A 21916-nucleotide genomic window follows, 5' to 3' on the forward strand; every position below is an offset into this window, starting at 1 on the left:
CGCAATGCCTGATAAAGCCGAAGACCGCGCCTACGTGGAGGCCGCCGCCGAGTGCGAGAGGCTGGTGCGCGAGGGCGACCCTGACCGCGCCGTCACGCTGGCCTTCGTGCCCGCCGAGCACAGGCCCTACCTAGCCGCGCTCTACGCCTTCAATATCGAGACGGCTCGGGTCCGCGCCGCGGTCAGCCAGCCCCTGCCGGGCGAGATTCGTCTGCAGTGGTGGCGTGACCGGCTTGCCGGCACCGAAGCTGCGGTCGAAGGATCGACCGGCAACCCGGTGGCGGATCTCCTCGATGTCGCCATCCGCCGCTTCGACCTGCCACGTGATGCCTTCGACCGTTTTATCGAAGCGCGCATCTTCGATCTCTATGACGATCCCATGCCGGATCGCGGCGCCTTTGAAGCCTATGCGGGTTCGACGGCATCGGCCTTGATCGTGCTTGCCGCGATGATTCTGGATCGTAAGCTGGCGCCGCAAGTCGTTGATGCTGCTGGGCACGCCGGCGTCGCACAGGCGGCGGTTGGCGCGATAAGGCTGCTCCCGATCCATCGCCGGCTCGGGCATGTCCTGATCCCGGCCGACATCCTGGCGGTATCAGGCAGCACGCCAGAGACGCTGCTGGCGGGAGAGGCCGAGGCCAGTACCAGAGCGATCGCGGCCATGACTGCCTTCGCGCGGGAGCATTTCGAGGCTTATCGCGTCCGGCGTGCGTCGATCCCGGCGTCGCTCAGAGCCGCCTTCCTGCCGGCGGCGCTGACGGGTGCTTATCTCGATCGCATCGAGCGGGCAGGGGCGACGAACCTCGAACAGCCGGCACCGCTCGGGCCGCTGCGGCGCGCGGCTGTTCTGTGGCGGGCGATGCGTCGTTGAGCTCCGGCAGCACGTCTCGCGGCGCGAAGGTATCGACCCGAACTTGCGGAGGTCGGCCATGACCGTCCTATCCCGCATGGCTGGCCATGGCGGCCGGTTTGCGCGATCGCTGGCGCGCGGCGCCGGTGCGGCCAGTGCCCGCTTTCCCCTCTCGGCCGTGCTGATCGTCGCGGTCGCTATCCTTTCGAACCTCGCGGCCGAAGACGTCTACCTCACGAGCGAGGAGACGACGCTTCGCCTGGTCGCCGCCCTCTATGGTGCGGCAGCCGCGGCCGTCGTGGCACGACTCGCCATGGAGGGGTGGAGCGCCACCGGCTGGCCGAGAGCCGTCATCCCACCGATGGGCGGCGTCATCATCGGCGCCGCCGTTTGGGTCGCGAACGCTCTTGGCGTCTTTGCACCCGCGCTTGTCGCGGCCTTGACACTGGCGGTGCCGCTGGCGCCGTTCGCCTTTGGGGGCACTGATCGTCGGTTTTGGGCCTTTACCCTCTGGACCTTTGTCGGCGTGACACTCGCCTTCCTGTCGGTGCTGCTCTTCACGCTCGGCATCTCAGCGATTCTGGAGATGATCCGCTTCCTCTTCGAGGTCGGTCCGTCCAGCCGCGCCTATGCACATATCTACATCACCGCCCTCAGCCTCGTCGGTCCGCTCTTTGCTCTCGGCCGCATCCCGCATGGCAGCGACGACACGCTGGAGCCGCCTTCTGACGACCGTCTCGTCGCCGGCATACGCCTCCTGATCGACTTCGTCAGCGTCCCGCTGGCGCTCGCCGCCGGGCTCGTCCTGCATCTCTATGCCGTGAAGATCCTCGCGACCGGGGAGGTGCCGAAGAACGAAATCGGCTGGATCGTGACGAGCTATGCCGTTCTCGTTCTGATGCTGAGGGTGGTGGCCGAGCCCTTCCTGGCGACAGGCGCCGCGACGACGCGGTTCTTCGCGAGGGTCTGGAGCTTCGGCTTGGTCGTGCCGCTCGGCCTCCTTGCCTACGCCGCGACCTTACGGATTGGCGCCGAGGGGTTTACGCTCGAGCGCTACTATCTCGTGCTCGGCGGCATCGCTGCGGTGATGATCATCCTTCTGCAGGTGCCGGGCCGCACCCGCGGCGATATCCGCCTGATGACGTCCGTGCCGCTGGCGCTGCTGGCGCTCTCCTCGATCGGTCCCTGGGGCGTGACATGTACCGTCACGCGGAGCCAGGTGGCGCGGCTGCAGCCCCTCATCGGGGACGGCCAGAACGCCGGAGCCACGCAGCCGCCGTCTCGCATCTGGGAGATACGCTCGCGCCTCGGCGCGCTGGACGACGTGAACGCCGTCGCTGCCGTGCTGCCGATCCTGAATGACGAACAGCGGCGCGCGGTCGGGGCAGCCGTGGCCGCACAGCCGGCGGATGAAGCCGAAGCCGCTTTGGTGGCACTCGGTTTCGCCGAGGCGGCGCCACTGCAGCGAGAGGTGAGAAGCCTGTCGGCACGATCCCTGCAGGCTGTCCAGACAAACGGCTTCGACATAGCCGTCGGCAGCCTCTTCGTCGCCGAGGACGCGACACAACGGATCCCGAGCGACGCCGGCGAGATCGCGGTCTCGCTGTCCGGTCCGGATCTCGTCATCGACATTGCGGGTGCGAGCGACCGGTTTGACGTGGGCGGGGCCGTCGCGGCGCTACCGCCGGCTTCATTCGGCGCAGCGCCCGAACGCGTGCCGCAGCCGGTCGTTGATCTCCAAAGCGCCTCGGGCCGGCGCATCCGGATCGCTATCCAGAGTGTGACGGTCTATGCCGACGACTCAGGTGTGCAGTCGATCGGCGGAACGCTGCTGCTGCTGCGTCGCGAGGACTGGCCGAGCCAGCCCTGAGCAGTCATGGGCGCGACGGGGCGTCCACGACGGAAGCCCGACCTACTCCGCAGCGATCGCGCGGCTTGTTCCGAGCCACGCCGCGCAGTCGGCGAGCGCACGCTGCGCCATTACCTTCCGCTTGGCCATCGTCTTCTCCTTACCGCGCAGCCGCTTGCCCTCTTCGCGCGGCATCTCCACCGGCGGGAACAGGCCGAAATTCACGTTCATCGGCTGGAACGAGCGCGGCCCGCTCGCCTCGTCGGATTCCAGATGCCCCCCCGTGATGTGGGCAAGGAGCGCGCCCATCGCCGTCGTTGCCGGCGGCGTGACGGGCGTAGCGCCGCGGGCTTCGGCGGCAGCGAAGCGCCCGGCCATCAAACCGACGGCCGCCGATTCGACATAGCCCTCGCATCCGGTGATCTGCCCGGCGAAGCGTAGATGCTGGCGCGCCTTGAGCCGCAGCGTGCCGTCGAGCACCCGCGGCGAATCGAGGTAGGTGTTGCGGTGGAGACCGCCGAGCCGCGCGAACTCTGCTGATTGCAGACCCGGAATCATGCGGAAGATGTCGGCCTGCGCGCCGTAACGCAGCTTCGTCTGGAAGCCCACCATGTTGTAGAGCGTGCCGAGCGCGTTGTCCTGGCGCAGCTGTACGACCGCGTAGGCCTTCGTCGCGGGGTCATGGGCGTTGGTCAGCCCCATCGGCTTCATCGGTCCGTGCCGGAGCGTCTCCGGCCCACGCTCGGCCATCACCTCGATCGGCAGGCAGCCATCGAAATAGGGCGTGCCCTCCCACTCCTTAAACTCCGTCGTGTCGCCGGCGATCAGCGCCGCGACGAAGCGCTCGTAAGTCTCCTTGTCGAGCGGACAGTTGATGTAGTCCTTGCCGGTGCCGCCGGGCCCGACCTTGTCGTAGCGTGACTGGAACCAGGCCGTGTTCATGTCGATCGAATCGAAGTGAACGATTGGCGCAATGGCATCGAAGAAGGCGAGCGCATCGCTGCCGCTGGCTTCGCGGATCGCCTCTGCCAGCGAGGGCGAGGTCAGCGGGCCGGTCGCGATGATGGCCGAACCCCAGTCCTGCGGCGGCAGCACGTCCATCTCCTCGCGCCGGATCTCGATCAGCGGATGAGACGCGATCGTAGCGCTGACGGCCGCGGCGAATCCCTCGCGATCGACGGCAAGCGCGCTGCCCGCCGGCACCTGATGAGCATCGGCACACCGCATGATCAGCGAGCCCGCGAGGCGCATCTCCGCGTGGAGGACGCCGACCGCGTTTGCCTCGGCATCGTCGGAGCGGAAGGAGTTGGAGCAGACGAGCTCGGCGAGCTGGTCGCTCTTATGCGCCTCCGTGCCACGAACGGGACGCATCTCGTGCAGGATGACTGGAATGCCGGCCTCGGCCAGCTGCCAGGATGCTTCGCAGCCGGCAAGCCCGCCGCCGACGACGTGGACAGGGTTCTGAGACATGGCAGGCCTATAAATCATCCTGGCCTGCATGGGAAAGGGTCGACGGTCGGCTGCCCGGGACGGCTGAGGCTCGACCGGAAACGACGGCGACAGGCGCGATGCCGATCCGCATCCGACCACCGCCGGCGGAACGTCCGCAAAGGAGTGCCGGAGAGGCCGTGTGAGGGACCTCGAAACGACAACGCCCGCCGGGGGAGGACCGGCGGGCGTCGCGTTCAAGCCTGCGATGGGAGGAGGATTCGCAGGCTGCTATCCGCTTGGGCCTGGGAGGAAATGGCCCTTGCGAAACTACCGAATTTGTGGCGCCCGTCGGAGGGAGGATCCAACGGGCGCCGTCTGAAGTCCCGCGCTGGGAGGAGGATGCGCGGGCCTCTATCCGCGTCGACCCGGGAGGAGGTGGGCCGTTGCGAAACTCGTCGAAATTGGGATGTCCGCCGGAGGGAGGATCCGGCGGACACCGGTCGGAAACCTGCGCTGGGAGGAGGATGCGCAGGCCTCTATCCGCTTCGGCCCGGGAGGAGGTGGGCCGTTGCGAAACTGTTAGACGATCGCCTTGCGAGCGACCGACGGGATCTCGTTACGCTGGATGCCGAGGTCAGAGAGTTCACGCTGCGAGAGCCGGTTCAGCTCGTTGCAGGTCTCGCGATAACGCCGCCAGCTGCTGTAGGAACGAAGGATGTTCATGTTCCACCTGGATATTTAAATCGATTGAAGCGCTTTGCAAGGGCTGCCTGCCGCTTCGATGACTAGAAACTACTCATTCGCTCTCGCTGGCGCTATTGGGGCAGGCGCATGGCTGCAATGCAGATTGTGCATCGCAGCATAACCTGGAGACATCAATGGCTTAGTCGGGTTCCGGTCGCATCTGCAGCCCAGAGTCCGCTCTCTTCATCGGTGCTTAACCATTTCGCGCCGCCGAAGTTCATCCACCTGCCACATGTATCGCAGGGTCCCCTCGAAGGGTGATCCAGCTTCGTCGAAAGCCTCGGCTTTTGCCCTTCCAACGCCGGAATCGCTTTGATATAGAGACGCGCGCCTCGCGAGGCCGCTTAGCAAGGGCGCGCATGCGGGTGTGGTGAAATTGGTAGACACGCAGGATTTAGGTTCCTGTGGCGCAAGCCGTGGGGGTTCAAGTCCCTCCACCCGCACCAGTTCGCCGGCTCCATGGAATTTTCGCGCCGATCATCGTGCTCCGACGGATGGAGCCTCGGTCGCCAGATCAAAGGTAGAAGAATGCAGGTTACGGAAACCAAGGCCGAGGGCCTCAAGCGCGAGATTCAGGTTGTCGTGCCGGCCTCCGACCTCGAGGCGCGTCTCCAGACCCGGCTCCATGAAGCCAAGGATCAGGTGAAGCTGAAGGGTTTCCGTCCGGGCAAGGTGCCGATGGCGCATCTGCGCAAGATGTACGGCAAGTCGCTGATGGCCGAGATCGTCAATCAGATCGTCTCGGAGACGCCGCGCTCGATCATCGCCGATCGCAAGGAGCGTTCGGCCATGCAGCCCGAGATCGCCATGACCGAGGACGAGGCGGAAGCCGAGAAGGTCCTGCGTGGCGAGACCGACTTCACCTTCACTCTCAGCTACGAGACGCTGCCGGCCTTCGAGCTGAAGGAAACCTCCGGCATCAAGATCGAGCGTCCGGTCGTCGAGATCTCCGATGAAGAGGTCGAGGAGCAGGTCAAGCGCATCGCCGAGAGCAACCGCACCTTCCAGCCGAAGGACAGCGCCGCGGAGGAGGGCGATCGCGTCACCATGGACTTCGTCGGCAAGATCGACGGCGAGGCCTTCGAGGGCGGTTCGGCGACGGACAGTGACCTCGTGCTCGGCTCGGGCCAGTTCATTCCGGGCTTCGAGGATCAGCTGAAGGGCGTCTCCGCCGGCGACAAGAAGACGGTCACCGTCACCTTCCCGGCCGACTACGGCGCGGAGCACCTCGCCGGCAAGGAAGCCGAGTTCGAGGTTGAGGTGAAGGCCGTCGCCAAGCCTGACGAGTTCACCCTCGACGACGAGTTCGCCAAGAAGCTTGGCATCGAATCGATCGAGCGCCTGCGCACGGTCGTGCGTGAGCAGATCGAGAGCCAGTACGGCATGGCGACCCGCCAGAAGGTCAAGCGCCAGCTCCTCGACGCCCTCGACAAGGACTACGACTTCGAGCTGCCGCAGAAGCTGGTCGACGCCGAGTTCAACAACATCTGGACGCAGATCACCGGCGAGCTCCAGCAGAGCGGCAAGACCTTCGAGGACGAAGACACCACGGAGGAGAAGGCGCGCGAGGATTATCGCAAGCTCGCCGAGCGCCGCGTTCGCCTGGGCCTCGTGCTCTCCGAGATCGGCGAGAAGGCCAATGTGCAGATCTCCGATGACGAGATGCAGCGGGCCGTTTTCGAGCAGGTTCGCCGCTATCCGGGCCAGGAGCAGCAGATCTACGACTATTTCCGCCAGAACCCGGAAGCGGTCGCCAGCCTGCGCGCGCCGATCTACGAGGAGAAGGTCGTCGACCACCTGCTCGGCTCCGTCGACGTCACCGACAAGACGGTGACCAAGGAAGAGCTGATGCGCGAGGAGGAGGACGAGACCGCTCTCGCCTCCTGATCCGCATCGAACCATCACTTTCTGTCGAAGGCCGGCCCCAGCGCCGGCCTTCTGCATTCCGGCCTACCGCTTTTTTCCGCGGCGCCGTCAAAGTCTCGCCAAAGCGATCGGGGAAGGGATCGCCTTCCCCCTTGCGCGTTAGGCTCCTGCTGACATTCCGTATGTCTGAGCCAGCCGACATTTTCCCGAACCTGACGAGCGCCGAATGTCGTTGAACCGTTTGTTCCAGGTCCTTCTTGCATGGGCCATGCTGGTGCTCGCCGCAGCACCCGCGGCGGCACAGCTGCCGGGCCTGCCGTCCACGAAATCGGCCGAGCCGACGACGACTGCAGAGCCCGCCGTTCAGCCGTCGCTCGACGACCTCATCCGGATCCTTGAGAACGACGATACGCGCGCCAAGCTCGTCCAGTCCCTGAAGGCGGCCGCCTACACGGCGCCGAAGCCTGGCGCCGAAGATGCCGCCGTCGCCGACGAGGAGGTGACGGCCGGTTCGCTGCCGGCGGAACTGGCGGTCTATACACGCGCGGTGATCGGCGGCCTGATCATGTCATGGAACCATGTGTCCGGCGCCTTCAGCGATGCGCGCGAGCTTCTGTCGGGCACTGCCGCCATCGATCTGCCGCGGGTCGGGCGTGCCATCCTGCCGGTCTGTCTCGTCATCGCCGTCGTGTTCACGACCTTGATGGGCAGCAGGCTTCTCAAGGCGCCGCTGCTCCGCCGAATCGGCGCTCATGCGGTCGGCGCCGGGCCGATCTTCAAGCTCTCGCTCCTCTTCCTCTCCACCATCGTCGACCTCGCCGCCGTGCTGGCCAGCTGGGCTGCGGGTTACGCGGCCGCCGTGGCAGCTTTCGGCGACAGGCCGAGCCTCAATCAGGCGCTGTTTCTGAATGCGTTCCTGCTGATCGAGGTGATCAAGGTCGGCCTGACCGCCTTTGTCTCGCCGCATCAGCCAAAGCTGCGTCTGACGCCGTTCGGCGACAGCCATGCCCGCTACTGGCATGCGTGGATCGCCCGGCTGATCTCGCTCGTCGGCTACACGTTCCTGTTCGTCGCACCGGTGGTGCAGCGTAACTCCAGCCTGTCGGCCGCCAACGCAGTGCGCTTCATCGTCGCCTTCGCTGCCTTGTTGCTGGTCTTCTGGCTGATCCTGAAAAACCGGCAGGTCGTTGCGGCGCGGCTCAAGCGTGCCCGTCAGCGCGGCGACACCGGCATCGCGGCGCGTATCAACGCTCTTCTCGGTGACATCTGGTGGGTTCTGGCCATCGGCTTCAGCCTTGCGGTGTTCTCCACCTGGCTGAGCAGCCCCGAGGACGGACTTGCGTTCTTGGCGGAAGCTTCGCTCCGCTCGGTGGCGGCGATGGCGATCGGTGGTTTGATCGTCTCGGTGCTGACCCGCCTGATCGTGCGGGGCATCCCGATCCCGGCGGCAACGCGCGAGAAACTGCCGATGCTGGCGCCGCGTGTGAACTCCTTCATACCGAACGCGCTCACCGTCATTCGCGTGCTCGTTATCATCGCCGTCCTTGGCGTCATTCTCGACGCCTGGAGCATCCTCGAGGTCCGGGAATGGGCGCGCAGCAGCATGGGCCAGCGGGTGATCGGCGGAATCATCGGTGCCGGCATCGTGATCATCACGGGCTTCGCATTCTTCCTCGCCGTCTCGTCCTGGGTCGAGTACCGGCTCAACCCGAACTTTGGTACCGTCCCGACTGCGCGCGAGCGCACACTGCTCGCCCTGTTCCGCAACGGCTTCACCATCACGCTCGTGGTGATCGTGGTGATGCTGGTGCTGAGCCAGCTCGGCATCGACATCGGACCTCTGCTCGCCGGTGCGGGCGTTGTCGGCCTTGCGGTCGGCTTCGGCGCGCAGAAGTTGGTGCAGGACATCATCACCGGCGCCTTCATCCAGATCGAGAATGCGCTGAACGAGGGCGACGTGGTGCAGGTCGCAGGCGTGTCCGGGGTCGTCGAGCGGTTGACGATCCGTTCGCTGGCGCTGCGGGCGCTCGATGGTACCTACCATCTGATCCCGTTTTCATCGGTCGATCAGGTCGCGAACATGACCAAGGACTTCTCGCAGTTCGTTGTCGATCTCGGGGTCGGCTATCGCGAGGATACCGCCGAAGTGAAGGTGGCGATGAGCGATGCATTCGAGGAGTTGCGGCAGGGGGAACACGGGCCGGAGATCATCGCCGACTTCGAGATGTTCGGCGTCAACGAACTCGGCTCCTCGTCCGTGATCGTTCGCGGCCGCATCAAGACGCTGCCAGGCAAGCAGTGGGGCGCGGGCAGGGCCTACAACGAGATCGTGAAGCGCATCTGCGACGAGCGCGGCATCGAGATCGCGTTCCCGAACATGACCCTCTGGTTCGGCGAGGACAAACGCGGCACCGCACCGGCTCTGCGCCTTGCGTCCGAGAAGCAGGCAGCGCTCGCTGACAAGGTTGCCGCACCCGTCGAGGATGTGTCGCGCCACGGCTCGGTGAACCCGGATGGAACGCCGATCCCGCCGGACATCGACGACCTCCATGATGATACAGACCGCTGAGATCGGCTGGCGACCCGGCGGGCGTCGCGCTTCTTGCATCCCGCCGCTGTGACGCCCTATCTACGCAGAACAGTGCAGGACACTGATTCCTTTCGGCGGCAGCCCTGCCGTCCCACTCCGAGCATCGGAAGCCACGTTATGAAGCACCCCGTCGAAACCGCGATGAACCTCGTCCCGATGGTCGTGGAGCAGACCAACCGCGGCGAGCGCGCCTACGACATTTTCTCGCGCCTCCTGAAGGAGCGGGTGATCTTCATCACCGGTCCGGTCGAGGACTCGATGGCGACGCTCGTCTGCGCGCAGCTGCTCTTCCTCGAGGCCGAGAACCCGAAGAAGGAGATTGCGCTCTACATCAACTCGCCGGGCGGCGTGGTGACATCAGGCATGGCGATCTACGATACGATGCAGTTCATCAAGCCGGCCGTTTCGACGCTGTGCATCGGCCAGGCCGCCTCGATGGGCTCGCTGCTGCTGTGCGCCGGCCATCCCGACATGCGCTTTGCAACGCCCAACGCCCGTATCATGGTCCACCAGCCTTCCGGCGGCTTCTCGGGTCAGGCATCCGACATCGAACGTCATGCGCAGGACATCATCAAGCTGAAGCGCCGCTTGAATGAAGTCTACGTGAAGCACACCGGTCAGGACTACGAGACCATTGAACGCACACTCGATCGTGACCACTTCCTGACGGCGGATGAAGCCAAGGAATTCGGCCTCATCGACAAGGTCTATTCGTCTCGCGAAGCGCTGGAGGCAGCCGTCTCCAGCTGAGACGGCCTTGATCCTGCCTTGACGCACCCATAGTTTTGACGAAACGGCAAGGCTGTCGGAATGCCGACAAGCGTTGCTCAAGCTTGGCGTCGTTAAATCAGCGCTTATGCAATAGTGTCATAGTGACGTCTGCGAATCAGGCGTCGACGCTTCGGCCACCGCAGGGCCGAGTGCGCGCTCGGGGCGACAGACGCCAGTGAACGGCCTCCGGTGGAGGCCGGATCGGAAGGAAGAACGCATGAGCAAAGTGAGCGGCGGCGATTCGAAGAACACGCTCTACTGTTCTTTCTGCGGAAAGAGCCAGCACGAGGTCCGCAAGCTGATCGCCGGTCCGACGGTCTTCATCTGCGACGAGTGCGTCGAGCTGTGCATGGACATCATCCGGGAGGAGAACAAGTCCTCCATGGTGAAGTCGCGCGAGGGCGTGCCGACTCCGCAGGAGATCATCGGCGTTCTCGACGACTATGTGATCGGTCAGTCCTTCGCCAAGAAGGTGCTCTCCGTCGCGGTGCACAACCACTACAAGCGCCTTGCGCACGCGGCGAAGAACAACGACGTCGAATTGGCCAAGTCGAACATTTTGCTGATCGGCCCGACCGGATGCGGCAAGACGCTGCTCGCGCAGACACTCGCCCGCATCCTCGACGTGCCCTTCACGATGGCCGATGCGACGACGCTGACCGAAGCCGGCTATGTCGGCGAGGACGTCGAGAACATCATCCTGAAGCTGCTACAGTCGGCCGACTATAATGTCGAACGTGCGCAGCGGGGCATCGTCTATATCGACGAGATCGACAAGATCAGCCGCAAGTCGGACAATCCCTCGATCACCCGCGACGTCTCGGGCGAGGGCGTCCAGCAGGCGCTTCTGAAGATCATGGAAGGCACGGTCGCGTCCGTGCCGCCGCAGGGTGGTCGCAAGCATCCCCAGCAGGAGTTCCTGCAGGTCGATACGGCGAACATCCTGTTCATCTGCGGCGGCGCCTTCGCCGGCCTCGACCGGATCATCTCCGACCGCGGCCGCAAGACCTCGATCGGCTTTGCCGCCAACGTGGCCGGGCCGGACGATCGCCGCACCGGCGAGCTGTTCCGCCAGGTCGAGCCTGAGGATCTCCTGAAGTTCGGCCTCATCCCCGAGTTCGTCGGCCGTCTTCCGGTTCTCGCGACGCTCGAGGACCTCGACGAGGAAGCACTGGTGCAGATCCTGGTCCAGCCGAAGAACGCGCTGGTCAAGCAGTACCAGCGGCTCTTCGAGATGGAGAATGTCGATCTGTCCTTCCACGAGGACGCGCTGAAGGCGATTGCCCGCAAGGCGATCGAGCGCCGCACCGGTGCCCGCGGCCTGCGCTCCATCATGGAGGCCATGCTGCTCGACACGATGTTCGACCTGCCGACGCTGGAAGGCGTTCAGGAGGTCGTCATCTCCGAAGACGTGATCGAGGGTCGCGCGCGGCCGCTCTACATCTATGCCGAGCGCAAGGACGAGAAGGAAAACGTCAGCGCCTGACGATCTCGGTTCCTGCCGGTGAGCGACGGATAAGACGAGCCCGTCCCGGCCTTGGCTGGGGCGGGCTTTTTTCTTCGAACCGGACGATGCATCCGGTTCATCAGCTGGCGGCCCACGATCGCGTGTCAGGCGTCGTGGACCGTTGAAGAAGCGGGCCTTCGGGCCCACATGACGCTGGCATGACAAGGCGTGCGCGGCAGTGCTTCAGAGGCTCCGCGTTGCGGCCTTCGAGCGGCGGTTCGCCGCAGAAAGGAATACCCATGCCCAATACGACATCTGCGCAGGGTTCAGGCGAGGCAGCGATCTATCCGGTGCTGCCGCTCCGGGACATCGTCGTCTTCCCCCATATGATCGTGCCGCTCTTCGTCGGCCGCGAGAAGTCGATCAAGGCTCTCGAGGAGGTGATGGGCGCCGACAAGCAGATCCTGCTGGCGACCCAGAAGAATGCCAGCGACGAGGATCCGGCGCCGGACGCCATCTACGAGGTTGGCACCGTCGCCAACGTGCTGCAGCTCCTGAAGCTGCCCGACGGCACCGTGAAGGTGCTGGTGGAAGGCATGTCGCGCGCCCAGATCGGCAGCTTCACGCCGCGCACGGAGTGGCACGAGGCCTCTGCGACGATCATCGAGCAGGTCGAAGAAGACCAGGTCGAGATCGAGGCACTGGCGCGTTCGGTCGTCTCCGAGTTCGAGAACTACGTCAAGCTGAACAAGAAGATCTCGCCGGAAGTCGTTGGTGCGGCTGGGCAGATCGACGACTATTCCAAGCTTGCCGACACTGTCGCTTCGCATCTGGCGATCAAGATCCCGGAGAAGCAGGAGATGCTGGGTCTTACCAGCGTCCGCGACCGCCTGGAGAAGGCGCTCTCCTTTATGGAGTCGGAGATTTCCGTCCTGCAGGTGGAGAAGCGCATCCGCTCGCGCGTCAAGCGCCAGATGGAGAAGACGCAGCGCGAATATTACCTCAACGAGCAGATGAAGGCGATCCAGAAGGAACTCGGCGACGGCGAGGAAGGCCGCGACGAGGTTGCCGAGCTCGAGGAGCGCGTTAAGAAGACCAAGCTCTCCAAGGAGGCCCGCGAGAAGGCCACTGCCGAGATCAAGAAGCTGAAGCAGATGTCGCCGATGTCTGCCGAGGCGACGGTCGTGCGCAACTATCTCGACTGGCTGCTGGGCCTGCCCTGGGGCATCCGCTCCAAGGTCAAGATCGACCTGAAGCGGGCCGAGGAGATCCTCGATCAGGACCATTTCGGTCTCGACAAGGTCAAGGAGCGAATCGTCGAGTATCTGGCGGTCCAGAGCCGGCAGATGAAGATGAAGGGTCCGATCCTTTGCCTCGTCGGCCCTCCGGGCGTCGGCAAGACCTCGCTCGCCCGATCGATCGCCAAGGCGACGGGCCGGGAATATGTCCGCATGGCGCTCGGCGGCGTGCGTGACGAGGCCGAGATCCGCGGTCACCGCCGCACCTACATCGGCTCGATGCCCGGCAAGGTCATCCAGTCGATGAAGAAGGCGAAGAAGACCAATCCGCTCTTCCTGCTCGACGAGATCGACAAGATGGGCATGGACTTCCGCGGCGATCCGTCCTCGGCGCTTCTCGAAGTGCTGGATCCCGAGCAGAATGCGTCCTTCATGGACCACTATCTCGAGGTCGAGTACGACCTGTCGTCGACGATGTTCGTCACCACCGCGAACACGTTGAACATCCCCGCGCCGCTGATGGACCGGATGGAGATCATCCGCATCGCCGGCTACACCGAGGATGAGAAGGTCGAGATCGCCAAGCGGCATCTTCTGCCGAAGGCCGTGCGTGATCATGCGCTGAAGCCCGAGGAGTTCTCGGTCGGCGACGACGCCTTGCGCGAGATCGCCCGCCGCTACACCCGTGAGGCCGGGGTTCGCTCCTTCGAGCGCGAGCTGATGACGCTCGCCCGCAAGGCGGTGACGCGCATCCTCAAGGGCGACACCTCGAAGGTCGAGGTGACGGCCGAGAACCTGTCCGACTTCCTCGGCGTGCCCCGCTACCGCTATGGCGAGGCGGAGCTCGACGATCAGGTCGGCGTGGTCACCGGCCTTGCCTGGACCGAGGTCGGCGGCGAACTTCTGACGATCGAAGGCGTCATGATGCCCGGCAAGGGCAAGATGACGGTGACGGGCAATCTGAAGGACGTGATGAAGGAGTCGATTTCGGCGGCGGCCTCCTATGTCCGCTCGCGGGCGATCGACTACGGCATCAAGCCGCCGCTGTTCGACAAGCGCGACATCCACGTGCACGTGCCGGAAGGTGCGACGCCAAAGGATGGACCCTCCGCCGGCGTCGCCATGGCAACGGCGATCATTTCGGTGATGACCGGTATTCCGGTGCGCCGCGATATCGCCATGACGGGCGAGATCACGCTGCGGGGCAGGGTGCTGCCAATTGGCGGCCTGAAGGAGAAGCTGCTCGCCGCGCTGCGCGGCGGCATCAAGAAGGTGCTGATCCCCGAGGACAATGCCAAGGATTTGGCGGACATCCCGGACAACGTGAAGAACAGCCTGGAGATCGTGCCCGTGTCCCGCATGGGCGAGGTTCTCCAGCACGCCCTCGTCGAGCTGCCGACACCGGTCGAGTGGTCGGAAGCCGAGGAGCCCCTCACGGGTCAGGCGCAACCAGAGGATGGTGCAACCGTCATCGCCCACTGACGGAAAGCGCGACATCGGGAAAATGCCGCCCTTCCGGGCGGCATTTTTTTATGGACTCGCGGCATTTCCGGCCTTTTGACGGCTCGCGGCCTTGATTGATCGGCCCGACTTCCGCATCGTTCGCGCGAGTCGCAATGACTTTTGGTTAATCAGGAGGATGTCTGATGAACAAGAACGAGCTGGTCGCCGCCGTCGCGGAAAAGGCTGAACTGTCGAAGCAGCAGGCGACTGCGGCTGTCGACGCCGTCTTCGATGCGATGCAGAGCGCAATGGCGGACGGTGGCGACATCCGTCTCGTCGGCTTCGGCACCTTCTCGGTCTCGCATCGGGCGGCCTCGAAGGGCCGTAACCCGTCCACCGGCGCCGAGGTCGACATCCCGGCCCGCAACGTGCCGAAGTTCACGCCCGGCAAGGGCCTGAAGGACGCGGTCAACAAGTAAGCGACTTGAGATCCGGGTGGAGTGTTCTTCGCCCGGATCTCCTTGGTACCTGGCTCGCCTTGATGGCCGCGCGCGGGGCCGGGCTTCCGTCAGCAGATGGCGGGAGCGTTACTCGCCCAGACCTGGAGCGCTGTTCCACTGGAGCCAGCCTTCGGACAATCTATGCGTCAAAAGGAGCGGGGGATCGGAGCCAGATCGCGGCCGATCCAGATGATCATCATGGCAATGCCTGCCGCCAGACGCGCCGGGAACGCTGGCGCACCCCGATAACGGCACTGCGCCATCACCCCGCTTGATCACGCAAGCCGAAAGACGCTGCCGTGTTTCGGGGGATATGGTGGGCGATGACAGGCTCGAACTGCCGACATCCTCGGTGTAAACGAGGCGCTCTACCAACTGAGCTAATCGCCCGACCGCCCTCGTCTAAGCGCTCGCTCGTTGGAGTGCAAGCGCCAGTGTCCTGTCCTGCGTCGTGGCTTCTTGGGCGCCCAGGCGTTACCTCCACAGAGAAGCGGCATCGCGCATAGCGGCCGGGGCCTGCGGTAAGCGCCCGTGGCCGCTCCCTGGATAAGAGCCTACAGACCGTAATCCGTCGCAGCCGCTCCAAAACTGCCTAAGGCAGCCAAGCCGCTACCCCGGGGGATGCATCCGGCGACAATGTTCCCACTCGCCCGGGACGATCAGCGCCGCAGCCGGCGAGCGTCCACCAGAGCCTTACCGACCGCAGCAGACGGTTTCAGCCTCATGGTCGATCGCGCAGCCTTGGCGGCCATCGGACGTGCGCGGCGGAATAACATGAGCGCCCCCCGCGTCCGCATATTGGAAAGACCGCGATCTCCCAGACCCGCGCCGCTGCCGATTCGAGTGCGAGGTGCTGCGAGCGGCATTGTTCGAATCGATAACAGTTCGTGGAAGGTGCTGATTTCGGCCCGAAATCGGCGGTTTGCGACAGCTTTGTGCATTGCGATCGCAAGCGGAGCGCTTCCGCTTGACAGCGGTGCTCACCCCCCGTAAATGAGCCCCCACGAGCCGCGGTGAGCGGCCGAGCGCGGGTGTAGCTCAGTCGGTTAGAGTGCCGGCCTGTCACGCCGGAGGTCGCGGGTTCGAGCCCCGTCACTCGCGCCATTTCTTCTTAATGATCGGTGATTGGCAGCTGACAGCGGTATACCGCTGTACTGCCGTGTCCGTGTCGCAGCGTGCACGGGCTCAATGCCGGCGGCGGACCTTTGCCAGCACGCGCACTCGCGGGGCACCCTGATAGCAGGGCGGCATGACTCTCCGGCAGGACCACATGCGCTTCGGCGATGGAATCATGCATCCATCCGCCGCGACCGACGTTTCCATGTCACAGCAACAGGAGACGCATCATGGCTGACGCAAGCGGCATTAAGGAACATATGGACGTCATCGGCGCCGACGGCGTTCATGTCGGTACCGTCGACAGGGTCGAGGGCGACCGCATCAAGCTGACCAAGAACGATAGCGGTGAGGGGCATCATCGCGGCCATCACCATTTCATTCCGCTCGGCCTCGTTGCCGAGGTGGAAGGAGATGCCGTTCGTTTATCGGCCAATGCCGACGTTGCCGTCAGCCTGGAGGAAGAGGCCGACCACAAGGCGGTCTGAGCCGCGCACAGGCCTTATCCGAAGCATTGCACCTGATCGGCGACAGCAGCTGGACAATGATCAGGTGCTAAGGTGCTCAAGCCGCTGCGGCCGCCAGGCCCGTATCAGAGAAAATGGCACCGGGCGCATCCTCCGAGGAGGTTGCGCGGCGAACGCGCCATAACGCACGGCTCTTGAAACTGCCGCTGACGCCGCGAGCATCTGCCTCTGGCTTCCGGGTCACGGCATCTTGGGACGCAGCAGCGAGCTCCCTGATGGCGGGGGAGGCTATGCAGCCTCCCGGCCATCTTGCTGTCGGGACTGTGCCGAGTTGGCGCAGCCCCGATTAGAACCGGTACAAACCCTTGCCTCCGGCCGGAGAAGCTATTACGTCTCGCCGCGCTGCAGCAGGTCATCCAGCGAGCCGTTTCGGCCCGACGCCTGACAGGCGCCATCCAGCGCTACAGCACGCGTGGGGCATTGTCTGCCTATCCGTGCCACGATCAAGGGATTGCGGCGATGCCGGAACTTCTCGCTTCCTATCTGCCGATCGTCATCTTCGTCGGCGTCGCGCTGATCATCGGCCTGGCGCTGCTGGTCTCGCCGTTCCTGCTCGCCTTCAAGGCGCCGGACGACGAGAAGCTGTCGGCCTACGAGTGCGGCTTCGACGCCTTCGACGATTCGCGCATGAAGTTCGACGTGCGCTTCTACCTCGTCTCGATCCTCTTCATCATCTTCGACCTCGAGGTCGCGTTCCTGTTTCCCTGGGCGGCGACCTTCGGGACCCTCGGTTGGTTCGGCTTCTGGTCGATGATGGTGTTTCTCGGCGTCCTGACTGTGGGCTTCATCTACGAATGGAAGAAAGGCGCCCTGGAATGGGACTGAACGACGCTTCGACGACGCTCGTCGCGCCGCCGCCGGCCAGCGTATCGCATCGCCCGGCCGGTGCCGCGGCCGACCCGTTCATCACCGACATCAACAACGAGCTGGCCGACAAGGGCTTCCTCGTCACCTCGACAGCCGACCTCATTCACTGGGCGCGCACGGGCTCGCTGATGTGGATGACCTTCGGCCTGGCATGCTGCGCCGTCGAGATGATGCAGGCCTCGATGCCGCGCTATGACGTCGAGCGCTTCGGCTTTGCGCCGCGTGCCTCACCGCGCCAGTCGGATGTGATGATCGTCGCGGGCACGCTGACCAACAAGATGGCGCCGGCGCTGCGCAAGGTCTACGACCAGATGCCGGAGCCGCGCTACGTCATCTCCATGGGCTCCTGCGCCAACGGCGGCGGCTACTATCATTATTCCTACTCGGTGGTGCGCGGCTGCGACCGCGTCGTGCCGGTGGATATCTATGTGCCGGGCTGCCCGCCGACTGCGGAGGCGCTGCTCTACGGCATCCTGCTTCTGCAGAAGAAGATCCGCCGCGTCGGCACGATCGAGCGCTGAGAGTAGCTGCCATGCAGGACCTTTCCGACCAGCTGGGCGAGCGTCTCGGCGACAGAATAGCGGAGCGGGCGGTGCGCTTCGGCGAGCTGACGCTGATCGTGGCGCCGGAGCATATCGTGGAGACGCTGACGCTGCTCCGCGACGACTTCCGCTTCGTCAACCTCACCGACATCTGCGGCGTCGATTATCCGGCGCGGCCGCAGCGCTTCGAGGTCGTCTATCATCTGCTGTCGCCGTTCCGGAACGAGCGCGTTCGGATCAAGGTCCGCACGGCCGAGGACGATCCGATCCCGTCGGTCTTCGGGGTCTTCCCCGGAGCCGACTGGTTCGAGCGCGAGGCCTACGATCTCTACGGCATTCTCTTCACCGGTCATCCGGATCTGCGCCGCATCCTGACCGACTACGGCTTCGAGGGGCATCCGCTCCGCAAGGATTTCCCGCTGACCGGCTTCGTCGAGGTCCACTATGACGAAGCGCTCAAGCAGGTGATCTACGAGCCCGTGCAGCTGCGGCAGGAATTCCGCAACTTCGACTTCCTCTCGCCCTGGGAGGGGACGGATTACGTCCTGCCGGGCGACGAGAAGGCCAAGGCGAACTAGTCGGTACCCGACCGCAGCAGGAACTGGCATGGCCGAGATCAACGTCCGCAACTTCAACATCAACTTCGGCCCGCAGCATCCTGCGGCGCACGGCGTGCTGCGCCTCGTGCTCGAACTCGACGGCGAGATCGTCGAGCGGGTCGATCCGCATATCGGCCTCCTGCACCGCGGCACGGAGAAGCTGATCGAGAACAAGACCTATCTGCAGGCGCTGCCCTATTTCGATCGTCTCGACTATGTCGCGCCGATGAACCAGGAGCATGCCTACTGCCTCGCCATCGAGAAGCTCGCGGGCGTCACGGTTCCCAAGCGCGGCCAGCTGATCCGCATCCTCTACTCCGAGATCAGCCGTATCCTCTCCCATCTCCTGAACGTCACCACACAGGCCATGGACGTCGGCGCGCTGACGCCGCCGCTCTGGGGCTTCGAGGAGCGCGAGAAGCTGATGGTCTTCTACGAGCGCGCCTCCGGCTCGCGCATGCATGCGGCCTATTTCCGTCCCGGCGGCGTTCACGTGGACCTGCCGCACCAGCTCGTCGACGACATCGGCGAGTGGTGCGACCCGTTCCTGAAGACGCTGACGGATATCGACGACCTCCTCACCGGAAACCGCATCTTCAAGCAGCGCAACGTCGACATTGGCGTCGTCGATCTGGATGACGCCTGGGCGCTCGGCTTCTCCGGCGTGATGGTTCGGGGCTCGGGCGCCGCCTGGGACCTGCGCAAGTCGCAGCCCTATGATGGCTACGACGAGATGGAATTCGACATCCCGATCGGGAAGAACGGCGACTGCTTCGACCGTTATCTCATCCGGATGGAAGAGATGCGTCAGTCGGTCCGCATCATGAAGCAGTGTGTGGAGCGCCTGCAGGGAACGGAGCGGACGGGGCCGGCCTCGTCCACCGACGGCAAGATGGTGCCGCCGAGCCGCTCGCAGATGAAGCGGTCGATGGAGTCGCTGATCCACCACTTCAAGCTCTACACCGAAGGCTTCCACGTGCCGGAGGGCGAGGTCTATGCCGCCGTCGAGGCGCCGAAGGGCGAATTCGGCGTCTATCTCGTCTCCGACGGCACCAACAAGCCGCATCGCTGCAAGATCAAGGCACCCGGCTTTGCGCATCTGCAGGCGATGGATGCGATCTGCCGCGGCCATATGCTCGCGGACGTGTCGGCGATCCTCGGCTCGCTGGACATCGTCTTCGGCGAGGTCGACCGCTAGCCGCAGCGCACGGACTTGTTAGGATCGGCGGCGTGAACGCCGATCCCGCTCTGAACCAGACGATGACGGCCGAGGAGTTCTTCGCCTGGGCGGAGAGCTGGCAGGACGGGGAACGCTACGAGCTCGTCCAGGGCAGGCCGGTCCGCTTGCAGGCCGAGCGAGTAAGTCACGCCGAGCGAAAGGCATCAGCTTGGCTCGCAATGCGGACGGCGATCCGGGGTGCAGGACTGGATCGCTGCCGGTCTTTCCCTGACGGTGTCAGCATCTGGGTAAGCGACAAGGCGGTCCGGCGACCGGACGTCGTGGTCCACTATGGCCCTTATGACGGCGATAAGGTCTTTGCGCCTAATCCCATCGTCGCCGTCGAGATCATTTCGCCGTCCAGCGTGCGCACCGATGTCGACCGCAAGCTGATCGACTATTTCGCCGTGCCATCCATTCTCCACTACCTCATCGTCTATGGCGACGAGGCCAAGGTGGTGCATCACCGCCGTTTGGTTGCAGACGGCCCCATCACGACGTCGATCCTCGGGCGTTCCGATGTGATCGATCTCTCGCCGCCCGGCTTCTCCGTCACCGTCGAGGCTCTGCTGGAGAGCTGAGTCGGCGATTGGCCGACACGGTGTGGCATGTCGCAACCGGCGTTCGGATCAAGCTAACCTATGTCGTATTGCCGCGCCCTGCCGTAACTGGATGGGCGAGGCTATGGCGCTGCCATGCAACTGGCGCAGATGGTGCATTCACAACGGGATACGACGCGTCGCTACCACTGGCCTTTTGCGATTGCTGTGATAGAACGCGCCGCAACATAGAAGTTATAACCATTCTGAAGTCGAGTTCCGATGTCGGTCAGACGTCTCGCCGAAGACGCGGTTCAGCCGCAGGGCTTTGCCTTTTCAGAGGAAAATGCAGCCTGGGCTGAACGCGTGATCAGCCGCTATCCCGATGGGCGCCAGCAGTCGGCGGTGATTCCGCTGCTGATGCGCGCGCAGGACCAGGACGGCTGGGTCACGCGCGCCGCCATCGAGCATGTCGCCGACCGGCTGAAAATGCCGCTGATCCGCGTGCTTGAAGTCGCAACCTTTTATACACAGTTCCAGCTGAAGCCGGTCGGCACGCGCGCCCACGTCCAGGTCTGCGGGACGACGCCTTGCATGCTGCGCGGCTCGGATGATCTGAAGGCGGTCTGCCGCTCGAAGATCCATCCCGAGCAGTTTCATCTGAACGATGACGGCACCTTGTCCTGGGAAGAGGTCGAGTGCCTCGGCGCCTGCGTCAATGCGCCGATGGTGATGATCTTCAAGGACACCTATGAGGATCTGACGCCGCAGCGGTTGGAGGAGATCATCGATCTCTTTGCGGAGGGGCGTGGGGGCGAGGTCCAGCCTGGTCCGCAGATCGACCGGCACGGCTCCGAGCCCTTCGGTGGCTTGACGTCGCTCAACTCCGACGCTGCCGACAAGGGCGCCGAGGGCGGCGCGACAGGCGGGCCGGCGCAGACGGGTGCATCCGAGCAGGCTGCGGGCGCGGGAGGTGCTGCTGCGACGCCGCCGTCCCAGGCCGGCCGTCCGGATACGCATGCGGCCGAGACGGATCCGACGATTGCCTCGCCGGGCCGCAGCGTGGGCGCTGCGGCCGACCAACGTGCCGAGAACGGCGCCAGCACCAATCCTTCGGCCGGGGCGCATCGTCCGGGTTCCGGCCAGACGGGCGGCCAACGCCAGGGTCCGACCGGCGCCGCCGACAAGGAGCGGCCAGAGATCACCACCGCCAACGCGCGTGGCGACGCGGGCCGCACCGATGGCTCGTTGCCGAGCCAGGAGCGCCGGGCCGAGGAGAGTCTGATCCCGGCCAAGTCGCGCCCGGGCGAGCCGAGCGGCTCGTCGGTCTCCGCGCATGGTCCATTGCTCAGTGAAGGCGATCGCGGCGAGCAGGGCACCGAAGCTGGTCGGCTGACGGAAGATACGTTGCCCGGGCCGATGGCGAGCGATCACTTCGCAAGCAAGGCGGAGGGCGCTGCCGAGGATGAAGCCGGCACGCTGGAGACGCGGCCGCACCATTCGATCGGGCAGAAGCCGGGCAACCTTCTGAAGGCGCCCGATGGTGCGAAGGACGACCTGAAGCAGATCCGTGGCGTCGGACCTGTGCTCGAGCAGAAGCTCAACGAGTTGGGCGTCTTCCACGTCCGGCAGATCGCCGCCTGGAATAGCGAGGAGCTGTTCTGGATTGACGATCATCTCAACTTCCGCGGCCGCGCCGTGCGTGACCGCTGGATCGATCAGGCCAAGGCGCTGGCGGGACAGTCCAGCAGCTCCACGGTCGGGTGATGCGGAGACGA

General features: G+C 64.7%; 17 protein-coding genes and 3 tRNA genes. 17 read left to right on the top strand and 3 right to left on the bottom strand.

Annotated elements, in window-relative coordinates; genetic code table 11:
- Positions 1–4 precede the first annotated feature (4 nt).
- Both C0R46_RS04080 and C0R46_RS04085 read left to right on the top strand, forming a co-directional pair.
- The gene (locus tag C0R46_RS04080; protein WP_102958263.1) at positions 5–871 is read left to right on the top strand and encodes a phytoene/squalene synthase family protein; all 867 of its coding nucleotides are present in this window, start codon (positions 5–7) and stop codon (positions 869–871) included.
- A gap of 58 nt (positions 872–929) precedes the next feature.
- The gene (locus C0R46_RS04085) at positions 930–2720 is read left to right on the top strand and encodes a DUF4153 domain-containing protein (protein ID WP_102958264.1); all 1791 of its coding nucleotides are present in this window, start codon (positions 930–932) and stop codon (positions 2718–2720) included.
- 42 nt (positions 2721–2762) lie between these two features.
- Here the strand turns inward: C0R46_RS04085 and trmFO are convergent, their stop codons facing one another.
- Positions 2763–4169 carry a methylenetetrahydrofolate--tRNA-(uracil(54)-C(5))-methyltransferase (FADH(2)-oxidizing) TrmFO gene (gene trmFO / locus C0R46_RS04090; protein WP_102958265.1) on the bottom strand — a complete coding sequence of 469 codons (1407 nt, stop codon included), beginning with the start codon at positions 4167–4169 and terminating at the stop codon, positions 2763–2765.
- Positions 4170–4709: 540 nt separating this feature from the next.
- Positions 4710–4853: a DUF1127 domain-containing protein gene (locus tag C0R46_RS04095; protein ID WP_102958266.1), complete on the bottom strand. Its 144-nt coding sequence runs from the start codon at positions 4851–4853 to the stop codon at positions 4710–4712.
- A gap of 382 nt (positions 4854–5235) precedes the next feature.
- On the opposite strand from C0R46_RS04095, the gene C0R46_RS04100 reads away from it, so the two are divergent.
- From C0R46_RS04100 to hupB, 7 genes are all read left to right on the top strand, one after another.
- Positions 5236–5320, top strand: a tRNA-Leu gene (locus tag C0R46_RS04100).
- Between the two features lie 82 nt (positions 5321–5402).
- A complete protein-coding gene (gene tig / locus C0R46_RS04105; RefSeq protein ID WP_102958267.1) occupies positions 5403–6761 on the top strand; it encodes a trigger factor in 1359 nt (452 codons plus the stop codon).
- 205 nt (positions 6762–6966) lie between these two features.
- A complete protein-coding gene (locus C0R46_RS04110; RefSeq protein ID WP_102958268.1) occupies positions 6967–9309 on the top strand; it encodes a mechanosensitive ion channel domain-containing protein in 2343 nt (780 codons plus the stop codon).
- Between the two features lie 138 nt (positions 9310–9447).
- The gene (locus C0R46_RS04115) at positions 9448–10080 is read left to right on the top strand and encodes an ATP-dependent Clp protease proteolytic subunit (RefSeq protein WP_102958269.1); all 633 of its coding nucleotides are present in this window, start codon (positions 9448–9450) and stop codon (positions 10078–10080) included.
- A 238-nt stretch (positions 10081–10318) separates the two neighbouring features.
- Complete coding sequence (gene clpX / locus C0R46_RS04120; RefSeq protein WP_102958270.1) at positions 10319–11587, top strand: ATP-dependent Clp protease ATP-binding subunit ClpX; 1269 nt, start codon at positions 10319–10321, stop codon at positions 11585–11587.
- A gap of 260 nt (positions 11588–11847) precedes the next feature.
- The gene (gene lon, locus C0R46_RS04125; protein ID WP_102958271.1) at positions 11848–14268 is read left to right on the top strand and encodes an endopeptidase La; all 2421 of its coding nucleotides are present in this window, start codon (positions 11848–11850) and stop codon (positions 14266–14268) included.
- A gap of 164 nt (positions 14269–14432) precedes the next feature.
- Positions 14433–14708, top strand: a complete 276-nt coding sequence (gene hupB / locus C0R46_RS04130) for a DNA-binding protein HupB (protein ID WP_102958272.1) — start codon at positions 14433–14435, stop codon at positions 14706–14708.
- A gap of 335 nt (positions 14709–15043) precedes the next feature.
- Here hupB and C0R46_RS04135 read toward each other — a convergent pair.
- Positions 15044–15119, bottom strand: a tRNA-Val gene (locus C0R46_RS04135).
- A 637-nt stretch (positions 15120–15756) separates the two neighbouring features.
- Here C0R46_RS04135 and C0R46_RS04140 point away from each other — a divergent pair.
- From C0R46_RS04140 to nuoE, 8 genes are all read left to right on the top strand, one after another.
- A tRNA-Asp gene (locus C0R46_RS04140) sits at positions 15757–15833 on the top strand.
- 242 nt (positions 15834–16075) lie between these two features.
- The gene (locus tag C0R46_RS04145; RefSeq protein WP_102958273.1) at positions 16076–16333 is read left to right on the top strand and encodes a DUF2171 domain-containing protein; all 258 of its coding nucleotides are present in this window, start codon (positions 16076–16078) and stop codon (positions 16331–16333) included.
- Between the two features lie 498 nt (positions 16334–16831).
- The gene (locus C0R46_RS04150) at positions 16832–17197 is read left to right on the top strand and encodes an NADH-quinone oxidoreductase subunit A (protein WP_102958274.1); all 366 of its coding nucleotides are present in this window, start codon (positions 16832–16834) and stop codon (positions 17195–17197) included.
- Positions 17188–17760, top strand: coding sequence for a NuoB/complex I 20 kDa subunit family protein (locus C0R46_RS04155; RefSeq protein WP_102958275.1), 573 nt, complete (start codon positions 17188–17190; stop codon positions 17758–17760). Before C0R46_RS04150 ends, C0R46_RS04155 begins: the two co-directional genes overlap by 10 nt.
- A gap of 11 nt (positions 17761–17771) precedes the next feature.
- The gene (locus C0R46_RS04160) at positions 17772–18359 is read left to right on the top strand and encodes an NADH-quinone oxidoreductase subunit C (protein ID WP_102958276.1); all 588 of its coding nucleotides are present in this window, start codon (positions 17772–17774) and stop codon (positions 18357–18359) included.
- 28 nt (positions 18360–18387) lie between these two features.
- Entirely contained in the window at positions 18388–19578 is a 1191-nt protein-coding gene (locus C0R46_RS04165) for an NADH-quinone oxidoreductase subunit D (protein ID WP_102958277.1), read from the top strand.
- A 32-nt stretch (positions 19579–19610) separates the two neighbouring features.
- The gene (locus tag C0R46_RS04170) at positions 19611–20180 is read left to right on the top strand and encodes a Uma2 family endonuclease (RefSeq protein ID WP_102958278.1); all 570 of its coding nucleotides are present in this window, start codon (positions 19611–19613) and stop codon (positions 20178–20180) included.
- 240 nt (positions 20181–20420) lie between these two features.
- A complete protein-coding gene (nuoE, locus tag C0R46_RS04175) occupies positions 20421–21905 on the top strand; it encodes an NADH-quinone oxidoreductase subunit NuoE (RefSeq protein WP_102958279.1) in 1485 nt (494 codons plus the stop codon).
- Positions 21906–21916 lie beyond the last annotated feature (11 nt).

The sequence above is a fragment of the Mangrovicella endophytica genome (genome assembly GCF_002893625.1).
GTDB classification, from domain to species: domain Bacteria; phylum Pseudomonadota; class Alphaproteobacteria; order Rhizobiales; family Rhizobiaceae; genus Mangrovicella; species Mangrovicella endophytica.